This is a genomic window from Vibrio chagasii (assembly GCA_041879415.1).
Lineage (GTDB): Bacteria > Pseudomonadota > Gammaproteobacteria > Enterobacterales > Vibrionaceae > Vibrio.
Genome location: CP090852.1, coordinates 1,661,562 through 1,684,507, shown reverse-complemented (window position 1 = coordinate 1,684,507; position 22,946 = coordinate 1,661,562). Strand labels below are relative to the sequence as shown.

Genomic DNA, 22,946 nt, shown 5'->3' with positions numbered 1-22,946 from the left:
CAAAAAGCCGCACACCTTTAAGGCGTGCGGCTTTTTAATACCTGAGACATATCAATAGCGCGCATAAAGCTAAAACGCTCAGACAGCCTTGTTCATCACTATAGTGAAGTCACCTTCGGTGTAACCCTCAATCAAAGACACATCGTCACACAGCGTTTTACAGAAGCGATAAACGCCTTGAGGATGATAACTCATCAAGGTATTGCGCGAAGGGTACTGGCTAGAGTTAAGAAGGTTAAATATGACGGTTTGATTCGCTAGGTCAAACATCCGAGTAATCATATTCGTCAAGTAATCAGAATCTCGACAAATGTAATTCAATGAACCGCTAGCGATAACCACATCATGGGTTTCTAGAGGCATCTTGCTCATGTCACCCGCAATAAATTGGCAGCGAGCTTCTGTGTACTTTTGCTTGGCCGTTTTAAGGAAGCCAGAGTGCTGATCAACACCTGTGTATGATTGGATACGATAAATGCTGTCGAGTAGTTCAAACAGATCTCCGTAACCACAACCTAAGTCCAAAACACTTTTTTTCTCAAAGTCTGTAGCGCGTGCGATCACTTCGAAGCGACACAACTGGCTCTCTTCGTTGGTCCAACCTAGAGACTTTGCTTTGTTCCCTTTCCAACGATGGGTTTGCTTTCGGTGATACCAATACACCTTAAAACGATCGCGCCAATGCATTACATGCAACTCAACCACATAGTCAGACTAGCTAGGCTTCAGAGTCGTTAGTAAATAAGCCACCGATCTTGTAGCCAATTGCATAGCAAACCGCGGCAACGGTGACGAACACCAGTGCAGAAAAGAAGTACGCTGCCGATGCTGCTACACCCGCGCCCCAGACAACACTAAATACCAAACCGAGATAAGCTTCTTTTGGCCACTGAGAGATAGGAAACTGTTCACCACCAGCAATAAGATAAACCATCGCAAATAAGCCAATGAAGGTGGTGATAAGACCAATGAGAACGCGCATGTTCATGGGAAGACCTTTGATTTGTTGAATTTGGTTGCCACTATTGTTCATCGGTACCAAACATCGCTACTCGAAACCGCATATGACTAATCGCAACCTAATAATATTCAAGTATATAGGATAAAAGAAGCTTGCTCTATTACTCTTCAGAGTGAAGCTTTACGCACTATACAGCACGAAAAACCTTACCCTCATCTCATTCGCCTCTGTCACAGACACAAAAAAGCGGAGACCTTCTTTACGTAAACTCCGTAATCAAGGTCTCCGCTTTCACTGAATCTAGCGGCTTTTGATCAATCTAGATTAAAGCAGGATGAAGATACCCGCTAAACATGCACTCATTAGGTTTGCTAGCGTACCAGCAGCGACTGCTTTCAAACCTAGGTTCGCTACTTCTGCGCGACGCTCTGGTGCCATTACACCGATAGAACCCAGTTGAATCGCAATAGAGCCGATATTGGCAAAGCCACACAGTGCAAATGTCACAATCACTTGGCTGTGTTCAGACAGTAGCGCTTTGTTTTCAACGAAGTCGATGAAAGCAACAAATTCGTTCATTACGATCTTCTGACCAATGTAAGAACCCGCCATTAATACTTCATCACTCGGGATACCGATTAGCCATGCTAGTGGTGAGAATAGGTAACCGAAGATAGCTTGCAGCGTGATACCCGCAAAGCCGAACGTATCACCTAGGCTTTCTAAGCCAGTGTTTACCATGGCAATCACGCTCACAAATGCAATCAACATCGTACCAACAGCTACCGCAACCTTCATACCGTTCATCGCGCCGCTAGCCAATGCATCAATTACGTTGCTTTGGTCAGCTTTATCTAGCTCAATGTTGTCGTAGTCACTCGGTGTGCTGCGTTCAGGAACGATGATCTTCGCCATTAACAAGCTACCCGGAGCCGCCATGAAGCTCGCAGCAATAAGGTATTTAAGTTCAACACCCAAGCCTGCATAACCACCAAGCACACTACCAGCTACCGATGCCATACCACCTGCCATTACAGCAAACAGTTCAGAACGAGTCATAGACTTTAAAAAAGGACGAATAAGAAGAGGAGACTCACCCTGAGAAAGGAAGATATTACCAGTCGCAACCAGAGATTCAGCTTTACTTGTGCCAAGCAGTTTTTGCACCGCTCCACCTAAGATTTGAATCACTTTCTGCATGATGCCTAAGTAATAAAGCGCAGAGATCAAAGCACTGAAGAAGATAATGATTGGAAGTACGCGAACCGCGAAAATGAAACCTTCAGTAGCAAGATCACCGAAAAGGAAAGCAATACCCGCATCAGCAAAACCAAGCAGGCTAGAAACACCATTACTTAGACTTGTTAACGCTAACTGTCCCCATGGGAAATACAAAACTAAAGCTGCGAAGCCGATTTGAAGTAGTAGTGCACGAATCACCGTTTTCCAGTTAATCGAAGAACGACTTTCAGATAGCAGGTACGCGCAAGCAATCAGTGCAATAACACCGACAAAACCAAATAGAATATTCATAATGTGTCCTAGTAATCCTTATAGAGTGAACATGAGCCAAGCGAATGACATCAAAGGAACAGGACAAAGAACCGCAAGCAAAACGCTACGCGATGAAGGGGCCAACAAAGTTAGCGACTGTAACAACGAGTTGTTCATGTAAAAAATCACCTTATACAAGCAGTGGAACGTAGCTGGTCCGGTCCGTGGGGTCATTCACATATCCATGTGACGGCTTGTATTGGCTAAGCACCGGCTTAAAACCGGAAGAGAAGTATAAACAGTTGATTGAGACTTTCATCACATTTTTTAACGCAAACGATCGCGCGGTCATAAAACATACAAAACGAACTAATTACCGCGATAATTCACTTTGTTAGTAATAAATAGGATAAGTACAATTCACACTAAAACAAAAAGCCACAGAGTGTGGCTTTTTCAAAATATGATAGAAAACGAAAGTGATTAGTTTAGCAATGCACTTTTCACTTCAGTGTCTTGGAAGATTTCTTCGAAGCGCTGTTTGTAAATAAGTTGCATCTCATTGATGATTGCACCGCCATCAGGCACATCATTTTCGCCTTGGAAGTTTTTGCTGAGTAGCTTTTTGCCCGCTTCATCATAAATAATCACATTAACGTTGTACCAAGAATTGTCCGTGAATGCGTGGAAGTCATACTTCCATTCATTCAAGACGAACATCATTGATTTATTGTTGAACGCTTTCATCTGCTCAGCGACCTTGGTGATATCCTCTTCCGGTGTCGTTTCTACCGACTCAACAGCTACTTGCTGTTTTTTCAAACCTGCTACCAATCTGTCGGTTAAAAACTGAGACATGGGCTGCTGTGTCGCCGTGTTGTAGGTATAAGGAATACCTAATGAGCTACGAATGATGCCCTCGAACTTTGGCTCTTTATCGTGATCAAGAACGTACGGACGCTTATCGATCACAGCGATAGTCAGTGCTTTTTCTTGTGGGACTTCGTTGAGTTGAGGCGCACTCTGCTCTGCGGTTAATACTGTCGCACAGCCAGAAAGCCCTAGAGATACTGCAGCGAGCAGCAAACTGACGAGTTTTTTCATTAGATTTACCTATCTTATTGTTTTGAATAGGCTGTTCTAACAAACATTGCCTCGCTCCGTAAACATTCATCAAATCAATAATTTATACGATCTTCATTTCTATAAATTCGTTCACACATCAGGTTGAATTTATTGATTTCCAAATCAATAAACGCTAACTAACAAGCCCTTGTAAATGAGAGTTATGAAATGAACAAAATATGTTCAACCCATGTAGATCACCAAGTAAGCGCTTAGTTAATTCTGTGTGATTATTAGCAGTTTTCTGTGCTCTACCTCATTTACCGTGACTTCAAGATTCATCTTAAGTTTAGATGCGTATATACTTTGTAAGTATCTCACCAAATAATATCTATAAAATACTAATAGAGCTGATCAGATATAACAGCCTTTGAGACTAAGAGAGGAAACACGTGAAGAAAATGGAAGCTCCGCACGATATGAACATTGGAGCTAAATTCAAAACAAATAGACACGGTTATGTGACAGTAGTTGAATATTATAATACTCATACTGTTATCGTCGCGTTTGAAAACACCGGAAATATTCGAGCTATCAGTGCGGCTAAATTACGTACAGGCCAACTAACTGATCGTTCGGTTGCTCCTGAGTCAATTATGATTGGCGAACAGGTTGAATCGGTTAAACACGGAATATTAACCATTACTCAAGTTGAGTCTGAAAATATTGTTGTGTTAACAAACGCTGACAATGAAGAAATTAGAATGCTATTGCCAGCAGTACAAAAAATGAAAGACAAAGTTGAAGATATTGATGAAGATAAACTTGAAGCATCAAAACCAACTTCTCTAAGCCAGTTAACTAAAAGAAGTAAAAAGACTAAAGACGTTAATAGCATGCTTAAGAAAATGCTTACCGATTACGGAAGATACGATTAATTCAATATTTAATCTTAGCTAAACCTTTCAAGATTCAAATTCTAATATCCAAATAAAGATCCTCGTCCCTATCTAAATAAAAGACGTTGCATATTCAAGTGAGAACTTAATTTGATCAAGATCCCACTCTGAATTCCTCGCGCAATTTAACGAGATCTGCGTCACAATCTCATTTTGACTTTGTGACGCAAGTCTTATTGAAATCTCAATATTTCCATTAATATGCTCCCACACAATAAGAGAACGAAGTTTCTCAAACCTTAAAATCCAATCGAGACAAATATTATGAAAAAGATTCTTGTAGTTTGCGGTAACGGCCTTGGTACTTCTCTAATGATGGAAATGGCAGTGAAAGATGTGGCTAAGAAAATTGGTTTTGAAGCTGAAGTTGATCACGAAGATCTATCTTCTGCAGCATCAAGCACTGCGGATATCTGGGTTGCTGCAACTGACGTTGCGAATCAACTAAAAGAAGCTGGTAAAGAAAACATCATCAGTCTACAAAATATTTTTGACAAAGCATCAATCGAAGAACAACTAAAAACTTTCATGTAAGGTCAAAATTATGCAAAACTTTTTCGAGTTTATGCTTGGCTTATTAAAAGAGCCAGCAATCATGGTGGGTTTAATTGCTTTCATTGGCTTAGTTGCACAGAAAGCAGATATTTCTACCATTCTTAAAGGCACAATTAAAACCGTAATGGGTTTCCTAATTTTAGGTTTTGGTGCTGGTGCTCTAGTTGGCGCACTAAATAATTTCTCAGTAGTATTTACTGAAGCATTCGGCGTAAGTGGTGTTATTCCAAATAACGAAGCAATTGTGGCATTAGCACAAGAAGCATTCGGTTATGAAATGGCTCTAATTATGTTCTTCGCATTCGTTGTGAATATTTTATTGGCTCGTTTAACACCTCTAAAATATATTTTCTTAACGGGTCACCACACAATGTTCATGTCTATGCTGGTTGCAGTTATCCTGTCTACAGCGAACATTCAGGGCACGGCTCTAGTCGCAATTGGTTCGATCATTGTGGGTTCACTGATGGTTATCATGCCTGCACTTGCTCAGAAATACACAGAGAAAGTAATGGGTACCGATCAACTAGCGATGGGTCACTTCTCAACATTCTCATACCTAGTGTCTGGTTTCATTGGCAGCAAGTTCGGTGACACGTCAAAAACAACTGAAGACATCAATGTGCCTAAGAGCCTAATGTTCCTGCGTGACACACCTGTCGCAGTAGCAACAACCATGGCAATCTTCTTCATGTTTGCTTCGATTGTCGCTGGCGGTGAGTTCGTAGAAACCGTCTCAAATGGCCAAAACTGGGTTGTATTCACATTCATGCAGTCTCTTGTGTTTGCCGGCGGTGTTTACATCGTACTGCAAGGTGTGAAGATGTTGATTGCTGAAATTGTTCCTGCATTTAAAGGTATCTCTGACAAGCTAGTACCAGGTGCAAAACCGGCTCTAGACTGCCCAATGGTATTCCCTGTAGCACCTAATGCGGTACTTATTGGCTTCCTTTGCTCTTTCGCTGCTGGCCTACTAGCAATGGCAGTACAAGGCGCACTAGGCTGGACAATCATTGTAGCGGGCGTTGTTCCACACTTCTTCGTAGGTGGTGCAGCGGGCGTTTACGGTAACGCAACTGGCGGTCTACGTGGTGCGATTCTAGGTTCATTCACTCAAGGCCTATGTATCTCTTTCTTACCAATGCTACTGCTTCCTGTTCTTGGCGGACTTGGTCTTGAAGCAACAACATTTGCTGACTTCGACTTCGGTGTGGTTGGTCTGATTCTAGGGTGGATTGTTTCATGAGTTTATTCGATTTAGTCGGTAACCAAGGCGTTATCATCAACTCTGAAGAAAACCTAACGGTTGATGCTGCGATTGATGTGACATGTTCAACACTACTAGCGAGCAACAAGATTGAAGCAAGCTATGTTGAAGCCATCAAACAAAAGCACAAGGACATTGGCGCGTACTATGTTCTAGCGCCAAAGATTGCAATGCCTCATGCTCGTCCTGAAGACGGCGTAAACGAAGCATCACTACAGGTGACAGTATTCAAAAAAGGTGTTGATTTAGAGTCGGAAGATAACGGCGACGTTTACCTTTCCATCACTCTGGCGGCAATGGATTCAGATAGCCATATCCATACCATCATGGCGCTATCAGAGCTGTTCCAAAATGATGATGACATTGATGCCATTATCGCTGCAGAAACAGAGCAAGAGATCATCGAGATCTTAAAGCGATACTAACCTCGCTACATTGCTCCTGAGCGAATAAGCCCCCAAATAAAAAGCGATAGCCTCGGCTATCGCTTTTCTGTCTCTTTTTAGTCAATGCCCGTTGTTCATCAAACTCGATTGATTGTACTTACCGTTTACTGAACGCTTGGTTTGATCATCTTAAAATCATAAAGACCGTCGTTGGCAGCTCTCTCCTTGAACAACAACTCCCCGTTATAAAACGTAAAAGCGAGAAGATCGCGCTCATATTCATAAATATAAGCCACAGATCCATCATTATTGATGATGCGATCGGGCTGCCCGAGTTTCTTCGTCACATCTTCGATGTTCGCTTGTCGATCGACAAGTTGTTCTAAAACCGCTTCATCGTAACCATCTTCATCCATGCAACCTGACAAAGCGGTAACCAAAGCTAGCACTATGATTTTCGTTCTCAACATCTTATTCCTTTAATGATTTTTACCACCATATCAGTAGCCTTGCTCAATCACTGTAAGCCATTGTAAGCGCCATGAATAAAATGAGAAGGGATTGAAACGACTCCAAGATCCTCACGTTTCGTAAATCGGGTAAGCCCACTTGTCCGTTGATAACTCAAAACAATACTGAGCGTGCTTCTTCAAACACTCAAACACTTCACGATCAAGCTTATGGTTCTCAACATGCTCAGTCAAAATCACCATCGTCTCTTCAAGTGTCATTCCCTTTCGATACGGACGAGATTGTGTCAATGCTTGGAACACGTCGACAACCGCTACAATTCGACTGGGCTGATCCAGTTCTTCTGCTGTTTTCCCCATTGGATAACCAGAACCGTCTAGCCTTTCATGATGATTCGACGCCCACTCACAAATCTGAGGTGAACTGAACAACTCTTGCAGTGCGAACCTTGTATCCGTTGCATGGCGTTTAATGCAGCAATACTCCTCATCAGTGAGTAGGTCTGGTTTGTGGAGGATATCACTTGGTGTTTGCAGCTTACCGATATCATGTACTAACCCAGCCAAATAAAGCTTACGCTGCGTTGTATATGAGTAACCCAGTTGCTTAGCTAAATACTCTGAAAGCTGCCCCACCTTCAACGAATGCTTAAAGGTAAACGAGCTCTTGGTATCCACCACATTGGCAATAAACTCTGCAAAAGCGACCGTTTCATCCAACGACATCTGTTGAGAAAAGAACGGCACGGGCTCAAAATTATCCCTCATGTTTTCAATGTAAGGGATCTCCATCGAGAACCAGAAATCGTCCAAGTCGACAAGCTCACACATATGTTGCACAAGGTTAGTTTCGAACATCTCGTCTGCTTGCTCAGTCAAACGTTCGATAATGCTCGCTTTTCCATCTGGGGTGAGGTTGCCATAGCGATCGGAAGAGGTGATGCCATAGAGATAGTCAACCCTATCGGCAAGCATGACAATCGCGGCCAGTTCTTTCTCTAACTCACTAATAGGTAACGCTTTAAGCTCCACCCAAGGAGTATGATGATAAAGCACTGGTTTAGAGAATATCGAAAGTACAGGACACTCTTTCAATATTTGATAGCCTTTCTGACAATGGTGGTGGGTGGAATCAGGAACAAAACCTGAGACCAAACTGAGCTGTTCATCAACTTGAGATACACCACAATCGTGAATAAGCCCCAACGAGAACGCAAGCTGTGCTTGTTCCTCTTCCCAGCCCACACTGAGGGCACAGCGGTAAGCGATATAACCGACTCGTTGCCCATGATTTTTGCTTTCAAAACCTACGTTATCAAGCGCCTTAGCTATACCAAATAGAGCCTTTCTAAGGTCTACGGTTACGTCTTGGCAATGTTGATTCATTACTTAAGCCTAGAATTTTTATTGTTCTTATATATTTAGGCTGCCAATACTAATGCATAGTTAATGTTTATATACACAACTAATGTAAGGTTTAATGAGTTTCGTGATAGATCTAACGTATCACGGAAAAACCGTGCTACAAATGGTTGCATATTAAAAAACAGGCGACATTATGTTTAGCCGACTAAAATCCACTCAACTGAACAGTCAAAAAAAGGAAATGCATGTTTAAAACAGTTATCGATGACGAATTGTCCATTGCTTTGGTTGAAGAACGTTTCGCCTCTCACTACGCGGAAATCTCACAAAGTCAAAATGAGTATTTAAGTCAGTGGCTTGCATGGCCGCCACATTGTAAAACCGAACAAGATTTTAGGCTCTTCGTTCAGCGCTCATTACACGATTACGCAGAAGGTAAAAGTATGACCTGCGCCATCGTGTACCAAGACAATATCGTTGGTAACTGTAGTTTCAATACCATTGATCATGATATGCAAAAAGTAACGATAGGCTATTGGCTATCTGAACCATACCAAGGAAGGGGAATTGTAACGCGTGTAGTTAAAAAGCTGATTGATATGGCTTTCAATGAGTTAGATATGGAGAAAGTTGAAATATCTGCCGCTGTTGAGAACCAAAGCAGCCGCAAGGTTTGTGAGCGCTTACAATTCAATTTAGAAGGTATCATTACACGCAGCGAGAACTTGAACGGTCGTATCGTTGACCACGCAATCTATGGTCTTCACCGTTCAAAACAGTAGCCGTTTCTGGTTAAAAAAAGCCACGGTTTGAACTAATCGGTGTCAGTTCAAGCCATGGCTTTTGTTTTTCCTAAACGAGTGTAGATTCAATAAAGATAAATAACGATTAAGCCGCCTTAGCAATTACAATCGTAAATTTAGCCCCACCATGACTGCTACCATCGATCTTGATACTCCAACCTAACTTCTTAGCCGCAGAGTTTGCAATGGCAAGCCCCAATCCAAAACCGCCGGTTGAAGCACTTCTGCTCGAGTCTAAGCGAGAAAATGGAACAAAGACTTCATCGCGACGCTCCTCTGGAATACCAGGCCCATTGTCCTCAACGACCACTAACCAGCTTTCTGAGTTTTCATCTAAAGTCAGCCAAACGTGGTCTTTAGTATAGTTGCCAGCATTCTTAAGGATGTTATCAAACACCAAGCGAGCCATGGAGCAATCACACTTTATCGTGCTGTCTTGATTCACCTTTGATTCAAAGGTCACATTGTCCAACTCAGAATAGCGAATCCGGTCTAAACAATATTCAAGTAAACTCGCTCTTACTTTCACCAACTCGAAGAAGGAATTGTCCATAACATTCAACTTCGAGAGCATAATGATCTCTGATGTGAGCTCGTTGATATCGTCCACATAGGTATCGATATCATCAAAAAGTGCTTGATGCTGCTCAGGCGCTCCTCGTCTCAGTATATCAGTCGCTAACTGTATTCGGCTTAACGGAGTACGAACTTCATGGGGAATTGCTTGAGCAAATATATGGCTCTCTTTCACCTTGCTTTCTATCTCTTCTGCCATGCAATTAAAACTGCTAGCCAACTCGGAAACAGGATGAATATATTCAGTCTCAGAACGCGTATTCAGTTTACCTTTACCAAACTGTTTCTGCTTCTCAACTAACGACTCAATCCTCTCTTGAAAGCCCCTAACCGGTAAGTAAACACTCGCTCCGATCGCAATGATGACCGCGAGCAGAAGTCCAAGTAAAAAATGCCGCTCTGAATCCTCATACCATTCAATTTCAGGAGAAAAGAAGTCCCCGACTTCACAGAATGCAAAGCTAAACTTGGAATTCGGCAGTTGATACACAGCCGAGTACAAATTGTTTTCGCTGAGGTAAATAGGCACACCATTTAAGATGGTATGTAACTCACATCGTTGACAAGGAGGTTCTCCCGACCAATTCTCTAACAGGCGTAAATTGAAAATAAAAAACTGTTGGTGACCTGTTCTATCGAGTTCCTTGTAGAGCGAATCTTCTTTGTCGCGATGCTGGATATACTGTTCAACAAAGTACAACCCATCATTGAGAAAAGTCTCAATCTCTGTTCTTCGCATATGTCCTTCACCAAGGTGTAGAAACAAAAAGATTGTCGTCGACATCCCTGTAACAATACCAAGGTAGAGCCGAGCAAACATCGAAACAGAGCGAAGCTTCTCTTTAATAAATTTAAGCAACCAGCATGTACCCCTTATTACGTACCGTGCGTATTAACTGTTTGTCTTTTGCGTGAACGCGCAGCTTTCGGCGTAAACCTGATACACGCATATCAATCGAACGATCGTTAAACGCGTAATCTATTCCTCGGAATAGCTGGCAACATTGGTCACGGGTAACGACTTGGCAAACATTCTTAACGAGAAGGTTCAAAATCTCAAACTCTGCGGATGTGAGTTTCAAGTTTTGTCCGTATAAAGTGGCACTTTGGGCTGCGCTATTGATGACGATCTCACACTGGTTTTCTGACACCGTTTCTGCCGTTGTTGTAACCGGCGTTGCACGTCTCAAGAGAGCTTCGATTCGGGCCAGCAATGCATGCCCTCGTATCGGCTTAGCCACATAATCATCAGCACCGAACTTAAATAAGCTTACTTCACTCATTTCATCTGCAGATGCTGTCAGCACTAAGATCATTCCATTGTAAAACTCACGAGCCTCTCGGCAGATTTGTGCGCCACTCATACCTGGTAGCATAAGGTCCAACAGCACTAAATCAGGTTCAATACTTCGGATAGCTTCAAGTGCCAAGTTTCCCTCATGAACGACGCTCACTTCATACCCTTCCGCTTCTAGGTAGAGTGTGGTTAAACGAGCGATCTCTTGGTCATCTTCGACAATGAGTACTTTGGTTTTCGACATATCTATCACCAGTATTTATTAAAAGCGTGGGCAGTATATATACTGGTCATATATCATCAATATTGTTATTAGAGTCAAGACTTTACCGTACGCAAAACATAATAATCATTTTTGTACATCTACGTTTACAAAATTAGGCAACAGGTCGTCTGCTGCCCCGATTTATATAGGCTCCACAAAATGATACCGATTGCATTTAATGTCGTATTCCATCCTAATCGCTTACACTTGCTTTATTTTCTTACCCACACTTACATTAAAATTGTTTACAAAAAACAATCAAATCAACCATCTTTTAACCAGTCACACCACAGTTTATAAAACCAAGAAATTGATTCCATTTAGATTAAAAAACCAGAAAATTCGACTAACCACTAAAAGAAACCGATTACCTATTTCACTCATCAGCACTTTCCTTTTTTGTTCTTCCATTCCTTCCTATAAAGTCATTACCACTTCAAGTAACATTCACAACATCAATAGATCGCTCTGTAATTTGTCATTTAATCACTCCTTAGAGGGACCCTCTTAAAATGAATAAACCGCTTTCACTGTTACTGGCTACATCTGCTTTATTTTCAGCACCTTTACTTGCTGATACGGATAAGCAAGAAACGATAAAAAAGATTCAATCTCAAGTGAGTTCTTGGATTGATATTCAGGTCGCTCCGCAAAGCAGCATTATTCAAAAAATGGTCTTTGACTGTGAATTTTACAGCGCGACGCCTTATATCAAGTCTCCAGATGGCAGTGAAAGCAGTTCAGGCTCATACCGTTTCTACTCACAAAAAGGTGTATTAGGTACCGTCACTGAACCGTTTACGACTCAGCCACTGCCTGAATTAACCATGTGCTTAAAAGAAGACTTCACCCTAGCGAATCAAGACCAAGCGCAGCTCCTATTCGAAGCTATCGAAACGGTCTACCCAAGTCATTCTATGTTTGATGAGAACTTTCCTAAGGAAATCATAAAGAAACCAAATGGATGGCACTTTATTGATGGTGAAATGTTTGATGATAAAAAAGGCTATATCATCGAGACAACTCCGGAAGGGAAAGTGACTAAGATCATTCGCTCATTAAACCTATAAACACACCTTTCTCACTAATATGGAGAGGGGTTGATTTGTATTAATAAGTCACCGAAGTAGGCTGCCTGCTCGGTGGCATCCAACTAAAACTTCCTCACGTAGAGTCCAGCATGATGACAAGTTATCAATCTTTCGAGTACCTAAAGTGTCCTATTTGGATATATGACATCGATAACAAAAGAATCACATGGGCAAACCAAAGTGCTCTTCCTTTGTGGGAGGCGGAATCTTTGTTTGAACTGACATCCCGCGACTTTAGTGTCGAGATGTCAAAGGCAATAGAGGCGACTCTCGAAGAGTATCAAAGACAATTTCTACGTGGTGAAAGCATCAAAACATGGTGGAACTTCACCCCCAAATACATAGCCAAACGCGCACTTTGCCAGTTTTCTGGTATTCCTTTACCTGATGCTCGAACGGGTATGTTAGTCCAAGTGGTTGCCGAAGAAGGCAGCCTTAAGCACGATCTCGCTTACTCAGACGGAGCGAACCTTTCTCTGCTATTTGACCGCTCAGGTAAGATAGTAAGCACTAACTCCGCGTTTAATCAAAACTATGGCTCACCCTTTACCACCCTCTCCGATTTTCTTTCCAGTGAAGAAACCGCAGCCCATTGGCTATTTTCAGCACGAACGGGGCAAGAGATCCTTGAAGAAGTGAGCTGTACCATAGGTGACAAAACCCATCACTTTGACGTTCAAGGCAAATGGTTGTTCGACAAGAGTGAGCTACTGTTAGACCTAACCTGTACCACCAAGCAAAAAGAAAAGCTGATAAAAGCCAGGTACAACGCGGAGCACGATTGCTTAACAGAGCTTCATAACCGTAGAGGGATCACCAACTTACTACAAACCAGTATTGCCTACCGCTCCCCTTTTGAGTTGATGTTTGTTGACCTTGATGGCTTTAAGCTCGTCAATGACACCTATGGGCATAGCGTGGGAGATCAGCTGCTAAAACAAGTCGGTGAGCGCCTAAAACAACTAGTTGATGAAACCTGCATGATTGGTCGCTTTGGTGGCGATGAGTTCATCGTGATTGCTCACGCCTGTCGAAACCAAAACATCCCACTGCTTTGCACACGCATTATTGATGCATTAAACCGAAGTTTTCACATCAGCGGAATTGGTACTCTGTCTGTAGGTTGCAGCATAGGTACTGCAAACTTTCCAGATAACGCCATAGACCAAGAATCATTACTCAAACAAGCGGGCATGGCAATGCACATGGCAAAAGCTAACGGACGTAACCGCTTCCAAACTTTCACCCCTAGCTTAGCTCGTGCGCTTCATCGAAAAGTAGAAATTCGCCATCGCTTAGCTCGTGCCCTAGAGAATGAAGATCTTACGCTGCACTACCAACCGATCATGAATACCAGCAGTGATAAAGTGAAAGGGTTTGAAGCACTACTACGCTGGTCAGATAAAGATTTAGGGGACATTAGACCTGACGAGTTTATTGCTCTAGCAGAAGAAACAGGTCAGATAGTTCCGCTTGGAAAGTGGGTGCTCAACTCCGCACTTAAGCAGCTATCCATTTGGCACCGAGAATTTGATAACCAACTAATGATGAGTATCAATATCTCCAGTATTCAAATGCATGCAACTTTTGCAGACCAACTGTCTGCAATGCTCAACTTCTACAATATCCAACCTCAGAGCATCGCCCTTGAGATCACTGAGTCATCCATGATTTTCAAACATGGCGAAGTTAGACAAGCGTTGTGTGACATTGCCAAGTTGGGTGTGGAATTGCACCTGGATGACTTTGGTACTGGTTACTCTTCTCTATCTATGTTGCATGACCTACCTATTAGTACTGTTAAGCTTGATAAGAGTTTTGTGCACGGCTCACACAAAGGCAGCAAAGCCATTGTTCAAGCAACCCAAGCTATCTGTGACAAGTTAGGGCTAAAAGTGGTCGCGGAAGGTGTTGAGACAGAAACGCAGAAGGACTTCTTGGTCGACTGTGGTTACCAATATCTGCAGGGGTTCTTGTTTAGTAAACCAATCCCTTCAAATGAAGTCGAAAGCAAGTTTTTATTCCTTCGATAAGTCAGTGTTATTCACTTGGAATGGCGAGTGAACAATAGTGGCGAGTATCGGCTCATGCATCGTGTATTTTGCCTAATAACCAGCTTGAACATGCCAGTTATTAACACTCATCAACAGTATGCTTCTCACTCATAAAATCTCGCCTTCGTCTCAATATTTCAGTTAGTTACCCGCTCTTTATGTCAATTCTTGTTCAGCTCAAATGTGATTTTTTGGCGACTCATATTTGAGCTTCGATATTTTGTAGACTGCTTTCGTCCATACAAAATGAGAAAGAGAATCATGAAAAAGAACCACTTAGTCTTACCTGCCGTCGCTGTCGTTACAGCTTGCTTACCATTGTCTGCACTCGCAGGTGACCGCGACAACTCTATTGAGGCCGGTGTGACATTTATTGGGAATCAAGAGCTGGCAACCTTTGGCTATAGTAAAGCCCTATCGAATAATATTGTCGTAGGGGGTGGCTTTTCATTGGGTACGGAAGCGGTAGATTTAGACGAGCCAAACTCACAAGATGCATGGGGCTTATATTCCAACATCGGCTACAGATTTGAAATTGCCGAGTTTGATATCATCCCTAAGGTTGGTATCAACTACTTAAATGCCGATGTGGAATCGGGCAACGCTTCTTTCAACGACATCAATATCGATAATGTTTACGGTTCAGTGGGTGCCACAGTGAACTGGCGCATGATCGGTTTAACGGTCGATTACGGAAAGATCAACGATTCGGCGATGGTGCCAGACGGATCAGGTGGTACAACACCATTTGAAGAAGACGTAGTGCGTGTGACCGCGAGCTTCAACTTCTAGTCTTTAGCTTTAGAGATATCCACTTGCTTTAAAAAGTAGTCACAAGAAGCAACCAGAAAGCTCCTGATGATACACCTATCTTGGAGCTTTCTTTATGGAAGGCCAATCAAAAAAACTCACCCAATAGAATCGTTATTATAACGACATAAAACCAAGCACAAAATATCCCACCTTATTTCGTTCATTTCAATTAACACTATTTACCAATAAAATAGAGTGCAAGCACTAACCGATACTAACGCAACCATGGAATCAACATCACGGTTTTGTTAATTAACAGACTAAAAACCATCCAATATAAAATAACATTTTTGTTGTGACATAATAAATAATCAAAAAGCAATAACGTTAAAGTTCCCAACTAACACTAATGATATTACTACTAATTAGCAATTATATAAAATAAAGAAGTATAAACTTGAATTTAAATGATATTAATATCATCTTAAATTTTCAAACTGAACTTTATCCTGAAAAATTCTGATAAATCTACCTGATAGGTCGACACCTAAAACGCCACGCCCACCAATATTAGCAATCACTAAAATCCCTGTAAAAAGCGCTAACATTGAAGCTCACAAATGGATAAATACCAAAACAAATGGATAAATCCCCCTTGTCCCTTGTAAAAAAGTGGCTTTCATTTATAAATTCAAGTTTTGGGTGAACATCTCTACAACCTTTCATTACAGCCCAAATTCTGCGATTAGTATCAACATCTTGAGAGAAATGGTGACATTTTAGTTATGTTATTTAGAACGAACTCTTAGGTTGAACGACAATCCCAGCCATCACATATCAATCACACAAATATAATAACTATCGCTTAGGAGTTGAGCTATGCACTGTTCTTTCAATATAAATAACAATAATGAGAGCTTGCAACTAATCTATAACGAAGAAAAAATATATATAAAGAAAGACAGTAATAAGATATCAGAGGAAACACTTAATAGTAAAGAGAGTTTTGTCTTCAAGTATTTAATTGAAAATGCTTCAATTTCAAACCCTCAATCAGCTCGAGATGTTGAAGAGTCATTTAAATTACATTTTGATGAAGAGTTCAGTTTGTATGCTCTAAAAAATATTATCGCTTCGATAAGAAAGAAGTACCGAAACCTTTGTAAAAAGGCAAAGGTTGATAATAATAGTGAACTCATATCAAACCTCTATAAAGTGGGTTACTTTATCGACCTCGATAAAAGTTCAGAGAACCGTATCGCACCCAAATATGACATCAACCAGTTCAAACCGAGCCAGGCTACAATGCTGAAGTTGATGTTCAACACATACCACAAGGAGCTGATCAGGGCTTTGGTCACTGTGCTCACGGTGACGTCACTCTTCTTGCTCGTTATCTACTTTTTCCAGATCCTTTATACGATGAAAATTGCAGATGAATACAGCGAAAACACTCTGCACATTGCAGAAGAAATCATGGATTTTGGCTGTGACACTACAGGTGCAATTCATTCATTGAGGCACTCTCTTAACCTCGACTCTGTTGTCATGACTACGCCCCAAGGCTCCTGCTTCATCTCAAAAGCTCGTTCTCAATCTGTTGAAATAGATAAGATTGATGACTTCTACGATAGCCGCGATTTTTCCTATTCTCGTTTCACAAACTCAGAAAAGAGTACCGAGTTAACAGTACGTATTTCAAAAGGCTCTATTGAAGCACGTTACAGAAACTCATTGCTGCCTCTGCTCGTTGATTCCGTCTCAATACAAAAAAATGGTTACTACATTCTCAACTTAGGCGAAACCAGCCAGGCGATTTACACCTCTCCACTACCAAGCGGAGCGACCATTACTTTCTATAGCGATGATATTGTCGCGCTGTGGATGGCGACATCTATTTTGCTTTCCACTTTACTCTATCGCTCTTACATACTCGGATTTTTCATTTACCTGTTTCGCTGGAAGCACATCTCATTTGAAGAAGAGCCGATCATCAATACGGAAGACAATACCGTTTTGTACTATGAGCTTTTATCTAGGGTTCGTAATGTCGGTGTTCTAAGCTTTATCAACACCATGCGACGTACTAACCTACTCACTTTTCATACCATTTTGCTTATTGAAACGGTAAGAAACGCCAAGTTACACAACAGTCATGAGATATACGGGGTTAACGTGTGTCCAAGTGCCTTAGTAGGTAATAACTTTTCGAAGCTTAAAGAGCACTTAGACGCAATGGAGGCTAATGAGTTTGTCGTCGAGATAACGGAATACTCAAACATTGGCTATGGTTGCGAAGTCATCGACAACATCAAAGCAATCAAGAAACTGGGCATCACCATCGCGTTGGATGACTTTGGTACGGGAAACAACAACATCGAAATCATCAGCGTTATCTCCCCAACTTATTTAAAGTTGGACCGCTGTTTTGTGAAAGACATTGAATCAGGGGAGCATCACCAGGGCGTGCTACTCAATATCTCGGAGATCGGACGCCTATCCAATATTACGATGATCTATGAAGGTGTTGAGACGCGCAGGCAACAATATATCTTGTGTCAGTTGGGCTACAACTTACATCAAGGCTACCTTTATAGCCGTCCTCAAAGCACATCCAGCTAATCCTTTTTATCAAGGTACCTGTGAACTAAAAGGCAACGATTAAATCAAGCGTTATTGCACTTAAGGCTTTCAGAGTTCACAGGAAAATAAGCGTCTAGTAACCCTTTGGCAGTCAGTGGCTTATCAAAGTAATAACCTTGAAGTAAATCACAATGGTATTGCTGTAGCTTCGCCATCTGCTCTGGGGTTTCGACCCCCTCGGCGACGACTTTCATCTGGCAAGAGGCGCCAATATCAATAATGGCTTTCACTAAAGTCTCACTGTGCTGACTGGAATTCAATTTGCCGATGAAAGATCGGTCGATCTTTATCTCTGTGATTGGCAGAGTATTCAGGTAATTGAGTGATGAAAAACCAGTTCCGAAATCATCGAGCGAGATACCAAATCCATAATCTCGAAGCCTTCTCAGTATCGGCTCTACGATATGCAGATCTTTGATAAGAATGTTTTCCGTTAACTCTAGAGTGACTCGTTCTGGAGCAATGCCGATTTCCTCCACTAAACGTATCACTTTCTCATCAAAACCTAGTTCGAATACTTGTTTAGGTGACACGTTAACCGATACACATATCGCCTCTGGTCCATTTGGCATCAAATTAAGGGTGTCTTCGCACGCTCTCCTTAACACGAACTCACCAATCTCATGAATTTTCCCTACTCGTTCAGCAGCCGGAATGAAATCTAAGGGTGAGACAAACCCAAGTGAACCATTATTCCAACGGCACAGCGCTTCCACGCCTTTTAGCTGTTTAGAGTGTGCATCGACCTGCGGTTGATAGAACACACTGAATTCACCGCGTTCTAGGGCTGTTTCCAATTGCTTTTCTACCGAATAGTCATACTTCACTTTTCGGTTGATTACGTCATCATAAAAAACAGCATCCCCCTTGTTTGACTCTTTTGCCTTGTACAGCACAATGTCCGCTTTCGTCAGCAACTCTTCCACTTCCGTCCCATCATAAGGATACATAGAAACGCCCGCCGAACACCGAGTCGATACCGTTACACCATTTAGGTTGAAGGATGGATTGAAGACAGCTTGGATCTGCTGAACTTTCTGTTCTGCATCAGAAAGGTCATGAATACCAGGCAAGCAGAAAACAAACTCATCTCCCCCAAAGCGAGAGACGACATCATTTTCTCCTAAGATATCTTCAAAACGCTGACCTATCTGCTTCAACAGTTCATCTCCACTCGCATGGCCAAACTGGTCATTAATGCGCTTGAAGTTATCGAGGTCGACAAAAACCAATGCCACCAACTTACCCTCAAGTTTTGAGTGAGCAATCGCCCGGCTGACTTGAAGTTCTAGTTCAGAACGATTAGGAAGTGCCGTCAGAGAATCGTGTTTTGCCATATGTTGCAGTCGACGGCGACTGTTTTGGATTCGGCTAAAATCGTCTGCGATTCTCTGCTCCATCTGAGAGAAGCGAGTTGATATTCTTCGACTGATAAGGGCGCTGATAAAAATACAGCTCATCGTCACCAACACACTCAATATAAGAACAAGACCAAATTCGTTACGCGATTCAGCTAACAACTCATTTTTTCGTTTCTCTATCGAGGCATTAACACTATTCAAATACACGCCTGTGCCGACGATCCAATTCCAATCACCGACCTTTTTGACATAGCTACTTTTAGGCCCGATAACGCCATTTTTATCTGCGGTAACATAATCAACGAACCCACCCTCTTCAGATTTCGCTAGAACATCTTGCTCAAAGCGACTTCCAAGATCATCGTAGACGTTAATCCCTTGCCCTATATTAATTCGATTTGCGTGGAGTAAGCTGTCACCATTTTGTTCAAAAACAAACAGGTAGCCATTGTCACCCACAATTACTCTCGACAGTATTTCTAGAATCCTTTGGTAACTGGCTCGCTTAACATCATCGAGGGACACGCCAGTACCAAAGTACCAGTCAAAGGGCTCGAATCGGCGAATATAGGTCAATTTCTCATAGTGCGTATTTTCGATGTACGGCTTCTCTAAATCTCGCCCCTCTAAATCTGGGCGCGGAACGAAATACCGAGAAAACGCACCATTACTCTGCTTAAGAAGTTCAATTTGCTCTTTGATGACAGCCACACCTTGAGTGTCTGTCGTTTTAAGCTGATTGGTGTTTTCAATTTCTGGGTTAAGAGGATGAACGAGTGACGTGCCCTGCATGTCGTAGGCATAGATGTACTCTTGCTTTTCAGCATAACTCAGCTTTCTGATCTCATTTAAAATCAGTTGTTTAAGCTTATAATCTGGCAAGTGTTGGTTCGAAGAATAGATATTTTGAGCCGCAGTGTACGCTCTATCTAACCGTCGAGTAATGCGCTTTTTTACTTCATCTTCAACAAGGCGTTGAGTGTGTGTGATTTGCTGAGAAACCTGAAGCACCTGCGCCTCAATGGAGCCTTTTTGGGCAGCAATATAGTCGGTTCGAATTAACTCAACCAACGCCTTAACCTTTTGATTCACACTCTTGAACATCGCCATATTCAAGATGATCGCAGAAAAGATGATGATGGTTATTGGCAAATACTTGGTAAACCAGACCAGTTTTTTGTCATTAATGTGCAACATACGAACTCAACACCACAGTACGGAGTGCTATATAATAACGTTGTTTTTACTGAACATCCAACCATAAAAATATTCTATTAATTTTTATAAAAGTCTTGCCAATACGAATAAAAAGGTTAGTGTTATACACATGTATATCACCATGCAGTTTTAATTATGACCGAATGGAAAGACGACCAACCGATCTTTAGGCAGCTTGCCACTAAGATCAGCGACCAGATTCTGCAAGGTATTTGGCTAGAGCAACAAGCCCTGCCCTCTGTGCGCGCTGTTGCTGCTGACCTTAAAATCAACCACCTTACCGTCATGAAAAGCTACCAGTTACTGGTTGATGAAGGCTTGGTTGAAAAGAAGCGAGGCCAAGGTATGTATGTAGCCGAAGGTGCACTTCAAAAACTGAAAGAGTCCGCACACCAAACTTTCATCAACACACAGATCCCAGCCATCGCTGAGACGCTAGGCATCATTGATATGAGTGTCGAAGAACTCGTGAAACAGCTAGAACAACATATAAAGGACAAGTCATGAGTACTTTACTTTCCGCGAAAAACGTCACTAAAACTTATTCGAATCAAGTGGGTGTAGAGAACATCAGCTTCGAACTAAAACCTGGCCAAGTGCTTGGCTTACTTGGCCATAATGGCGCTGGTAAATCGACTCTCATCAAGTCACTACTTGGTGGGCATAACTACCAAGGTGAAATCGAAGTCAACGGCTACCACCCAATCCACCAGCATGCAGAGCTCATGCAGCACCTATCTTACATCTCTGATGTGAATGTGCTTCCTGAATGGATGACCATCAAACAACTACTTCGTTACACCGAAGGCGTACACCCGAGTTTCAACCGACAAAAAGCCGAGCAAACTCTGAGTAGCACGAACATTAAACTCTCTTCCACGATCAAACAGCTCTCTAAGGGAATGAAAGTACAGGTCCACCTTGCGATCATCATCGCAACTGACACTAAGGTACTCATCTTGGATGAGCCAACACTTGGCCTAGATTTGATTTACCGAGACACCTTCTACCGCCACCTGTTGGAATGGTTCCACGATGGCGAGCGTGCGATGATCATTGCTAGCCATGAGGTTTCTGAGATCGAACATCTACTGACAGATGTACTTATTCTCAAACAAGGCCGCTGCGTGCTGCAGAAAAGTATGGAAGATATCGAGAGTGATTACTTCATTATCGAAGTTGCTAACAACCACTCAAGCGACATTCAAAAATTGAAGCCACTCACTTCACAACCGGGATTAGGAACGACTAAATGGTTATTGGAAGGTCAATACAAACCACAAGTTGAATCACTAGGTAACATCTACAACGTTGGTCTTGCCGACCTATTCCTTGCAACACAGACGGAGAAGGCATAATGCACCCAAGTTTTTATATGCTAGAAAAAGAACTTATCGAGCACAAAATCAATACTCGATTACCTCTATTCGTTGCGTTGTGTGGTTTGTTACTGTTCGTGAGTCTGTTCTTTAATGGCGCGGCACAGCATGAGTTTTTCTTCCAGATGGAAGTTAACGGTGATGTGAGCGACATCCACAGAGAATTCGCACAAGACCTTAACTCAGTGATCTTCTTTGGCGCGGGCCTAATTTCACTGCTGCTTTCAACGCTGTATATCCCAAAAACACTGCGTAAAGAGCGCCAAGAAGGCAGCTCAATGTTTTGGAGAAGCATGCCGGTATCGAATGCTCTGACTCACGGTGTGAAGCTAGGCTTTGGTTTAGTGGTGATACCCGCTATCTGCGCCCTATTAGTTCTATTTGCCGATGTTCTATTCTGGATTCTAAACGTATCTAGCGAACAACAACTGGCGCTATTAGTAGAACAGCAATCACTGTTTTATGTGCTCACCAATTGGGTAGTCTTCTTTGGTCGAATGCTGTTAGTTGCCTTGGTGCTATTACCGTTAGCGACAATGACACTGGCGATCTCGCAGCTGGTTAACTCGCCATTGCTTGTCATCTTTGTTTCAAGCTTTGCAATCAAATGGCTGGCTATCGCACTGTTCGGTTTCTATGGCATCAATGACTTCTTTTCTGTTATCGCTTCACTACCGATGAAAGTACTTACGGCAAGTCACCCGTTCAGTGCGCTCTCTAACGTCTCTGTCTTATCTTTGAGTATTTACGTCTTGCTTGGTATCGGTGGCTATCTACTGAGCCTTAAATTAAACAGAACGGACGATGTAAGCCTAAAGACACTGTTCCAATAACAGGTTACAAAACCTATCGCGTGATAGGTAAATAATGAAATCAAAGCTTCTGAGAAATCAGGAGCTTTTTTATTGCTCGTAATTTCTGTTTGGAGCTTGGGTGTGGAATCGTTGTGCTAAGTAGAAAATATACTAGGTAACAGATTAACTG

Annotated in this window: 21 protein-coding genes; 12 read left to right on the top strand and 9 right to left on the bottom strand. The window is 42.1% G+C overall.

Going from position 1 to position 22,946, the window contains the following annotated elements; translation table 11 throughout:
• Positions 1-78: 78 nt before the first annotated feature.
• The 4 genes from L0991_21445 to L0991_21430 form a co-directional block, all read right to left on the bottom strand.
• Positions 79-687: a class I SAM-dependent methyltransferase gene (locus L0991_21445; protein ID XGB64581.1), complete on the bottom strand. Its 609-nt coding sequence runs from the start codon at positions 685-687 to the stop codon at positions 79-81.
• Positions 688-718: 31 nt separating this feature from the next.
• Positions 719-988 (bottom strand): hypothetical protein, encoded by a 270-nt coding sequence (locus tag L0991_21440; GenBank protein XGB64580.1) that lies wholly within the window; start codon positions 986-988, stop codon positions 719-721.
• Between the two features lie 297 nt (positions 989-1,285).
• On the bottom strand, positions 1,286-2,494 hold the full coding sequence (locus L0991_21435) for a NupC/NupG family nucleoside CNT transporter (protein XGB64579.1): 1,209 nt from the start codon (positions 2,492-2,494) through the stop codon (positions 1,286-1,288).
• Between the two features lie 444 nt (positions 2,495-2,938).
• The gene (locus tag L0991_21430) at positions 2,939-3,559 is read right to left on the bottom strand and encodes a hypothetical protein (GenBank protein ID XGB64578.1); all 621 of its coding nucleotides are present in this window, start codon (positions 3,557-3,559) and stop codon (positions 2,939-2,941) included.
• 422 nt (positions 3,560-3,981) lie between these two features.
• On the opposite strand from L0991_21430, the gene L0991_21425 reads away from it, so the two are divergent.
• The 4 genes from L0991_21425 (at position 3,982) to L0991_21410 (ending at position 6,726) form a co-directional block, all read left to right on the top strand.
• Positions 3,982-4,458, top strand: a complete 477-nt coding sequence (locus L0991_21425; protein XGB65433.1) for a hypothetical protein — start codon at positions 3,982-3,984, stop codon at positions 4,456-4,458.
• Between the two features lie 285 nt (positions 4,459-4,743).
• Entirely contained in the window at positions 4,744-5,013 is a 270-nt protein-coding gene (locus L0991_21420) for a PTS sugar transporter subunit IIB (GenBank protein ID XGB64577.1), read from the top strand.
• 10 nt (positions 5,014-5,023) lie between these two features.
• Positions 5,024-6,280, top strand: coding sequence for a PTS ascorbate transporter subunit IIC (locus L0991_21415; protein XGB64576.1), 1,257 nt, complete (start codon positions 5,024-5,026; stop codon positions 6,278-6,280).
• A complete protein-coding gene (locus L0991_21410; protein ID XGB64575.1) occupies positions 6,277-6,726 on the top strand; it encodes a PTS sugar transporter subunit IIA in 450 nt (149 codons plus the stop codon). Before L0991_21415 ends, L0991_21410 begins: the two co-directional genes overlap by 4 nt.
• Positions 6,727-6,851: 125 nt before the next feature.
• Here the strand turns inward: L0991_21410 and L0991_21405 are convergent, their stop codons facing one another.
• Both L0991_21405 and L0991_21400 read right to left on the bottom strand, forming a co-directional pair.
• Positions 6,852-7,157, bottom strand: coding sequence for a hypothetical protein (locus L0991_21405; protein ID XGB64574.1), 306 nt, complete (start codon positions 7,155-7,157; stop codon positions 6,852-6,854).
• 111 nt (positions 7,158-7,268) lie between these two features.
• The gene (locus L0991_21400; GenBank protein XGB64573.1) at positions 7,269-8,543 is read right to left on the bottom strand and encodes an HD domain-containing protein; all 1,275 of its coding nucleotides are present in this window, start codon (positions 8,541-8,543) and stop codon (positions 7,269-7,271) included.
• A gap of 224 nt (positions 8,544-8,767) precedes the next feature.
• Between L0991_21400 and L0991_21395 the strand changes: the two genes are divergently transcribed.
• Complete coding sequence (locus L0991_21395) at positions 8,768-9,304, top strand: GNAT family N-acetyltransferase (protein XGB64572.1); 537 nt, start codon at positions 8,768-8,770, stop codon at positions 9,302-9,304.
• Positions 9,305-9,410: 106 nt separating this feature from the next.
• Here the strand turns inward: L0991_21395 and L0991_21390 are convergent, their stop codons facing one another.
• Together L0991_21390 and L0991_21385 are read right to left on the bottom strand one after the other, a co-directional pair.
• The gene (locus L0991_21390) at positions 9,411-10,760 is read right to left on the bottom strand and encodes a HAMP domain-containing histidine kinase (GenBank protein ID XGB64571.1); all 1,350 of its coding nucleotides are present in this window, start codon (positions 10,758-10,760) and stop codon (positions 9,411-9,413) included.
• Positions 10,753-11,442 (bottom strand): response regulator transcription factor, encoded by a 690-nt coding sequence (locus tag L0991_21385; GenBank protein XGB64570.1) that lies wholly within the window; start codon positions 11,440-11,442, stop codon positions 10,753-10,755. Before L0991_21385 ends, L0991_21390 begins: the two co-directional genes overlap by 8 nt.
• 533 nt (positions 11,443-11,975) lie before the next feature.
• On the opposite strand from L0991_21385, the gene L0991_21380 reads away from it, so the two are divergent.
• From L0991_21380 to L0991_21365, 4 genes are all read left to right on the top strand, one after another.
• Positions 11,976-12,533, top strand: a complete 558-nt coding sequence (locus L0991_21380) for a hypothetical protein (GenBank protein XGB64569.1) — start codon at positions 11,976-11,978, stop codon at positions 12,531-12,533.
• A gap of 110 nt (positions 12,534-12,643) precedes the next feature.
• Complete coding sequence (locus L0991_21375) at positions 12,644-14,587, top strand: EAL domain-containing protein (GenBank protein ID XGB64568.1); 1,944 nt, start codon at positions 12,644-12,646, stop codon at positions 14,585-14,587.
• A 282-nt stretch (positions 14,588-14,869) separates the two neighbouring features.
• Positions 14,870-15,400 (top strand): hypothetical protein, encoded by a 531-nt coding sequence (locus L0991_21370; protein ID XGB64567.1) that lies wholly within the window; start codon positions 14,870-14,872, stop codon positions 15,398-15,400.
• An 840-nt stretch (positions 15,401-16,240) separates the two neighbouring features.
• The gene (locus L0991_21365; GenBank protein ID XGB64566.1) at positions 16,241-17,983 is read left to right on the top strand and encodes an EAL domain-containing protein; all 1,743 of its coding nucleotides are present in this window, start codon (positions 16,241-16,243) and stop codon (positions 17,981-17,983) included.
• 44 nt (positions 17,984-18,027) lie between these two features.
• Here the strand turns inward: L0991_21365 and L0991_21360 are convergent, their stop codons facing one another.
• Positions 18,028-20,562 carry an EAL domain-containing protein gene (locus L0991_21360; GenBank protein XGB64565.1) on the bottom strand — a complete coding sequence of 845 codons (2,535 nt, stop codon included), beginning with the start codon at positions 20,560-20,562 and terminating at the stop codon, positions 18,028-18,030.
• A gap of 156 nt (positions 20,563-20,718) precedes the next feature.
• On the opposite strand from L0991_21360, the gene L0991_21355 reads away from it, so the two are divergent.
• Genes L0991_21355 through L0991_21345 form a run of 3 tightly spaced genes read left to right on the top strand, consistent with a single transcriptional unit; the run spans position 20,719 to position 22,795 of the window.
• A complete protein-coding gene (locus tag L0991_21355; protein XGB64564.1) occupies positions 20,719-21,090 on the top strand; it encodes a GntR family transcriptional regulator in 372 nt (123 codons plus the stop codon).
• On the top strand, positions 21,087-21,941 hold the full coding sequence (locus tag L0991_21350; GenBank protein XGB64563.1) for an ABC transporter ATP-binding protein: 855 nt from the start codon (positions 21,087-21,089) through the stop codon (positions 21,939-21,941). The genes L0991_21355 and L0991_21350 overlap by 4 nt, the downstream gene beginning before the upstream one ends.
• Positions 21,941-22,795, top strand: a complete 855-nt coding sequence (locus L0991_21345; GenBank protein XGB64562.1) for a hypothetical protein — start codon at positions 21,941-21,943, stop codon at positions 22,793-22,795. Before L0991_21350 ends, L0991_21345 begins: the two co-directional genes overlap by 1 nt.
• The last annotated feature ends 151 nt before the right edge of the window (positions 22,796-22,946 follow it).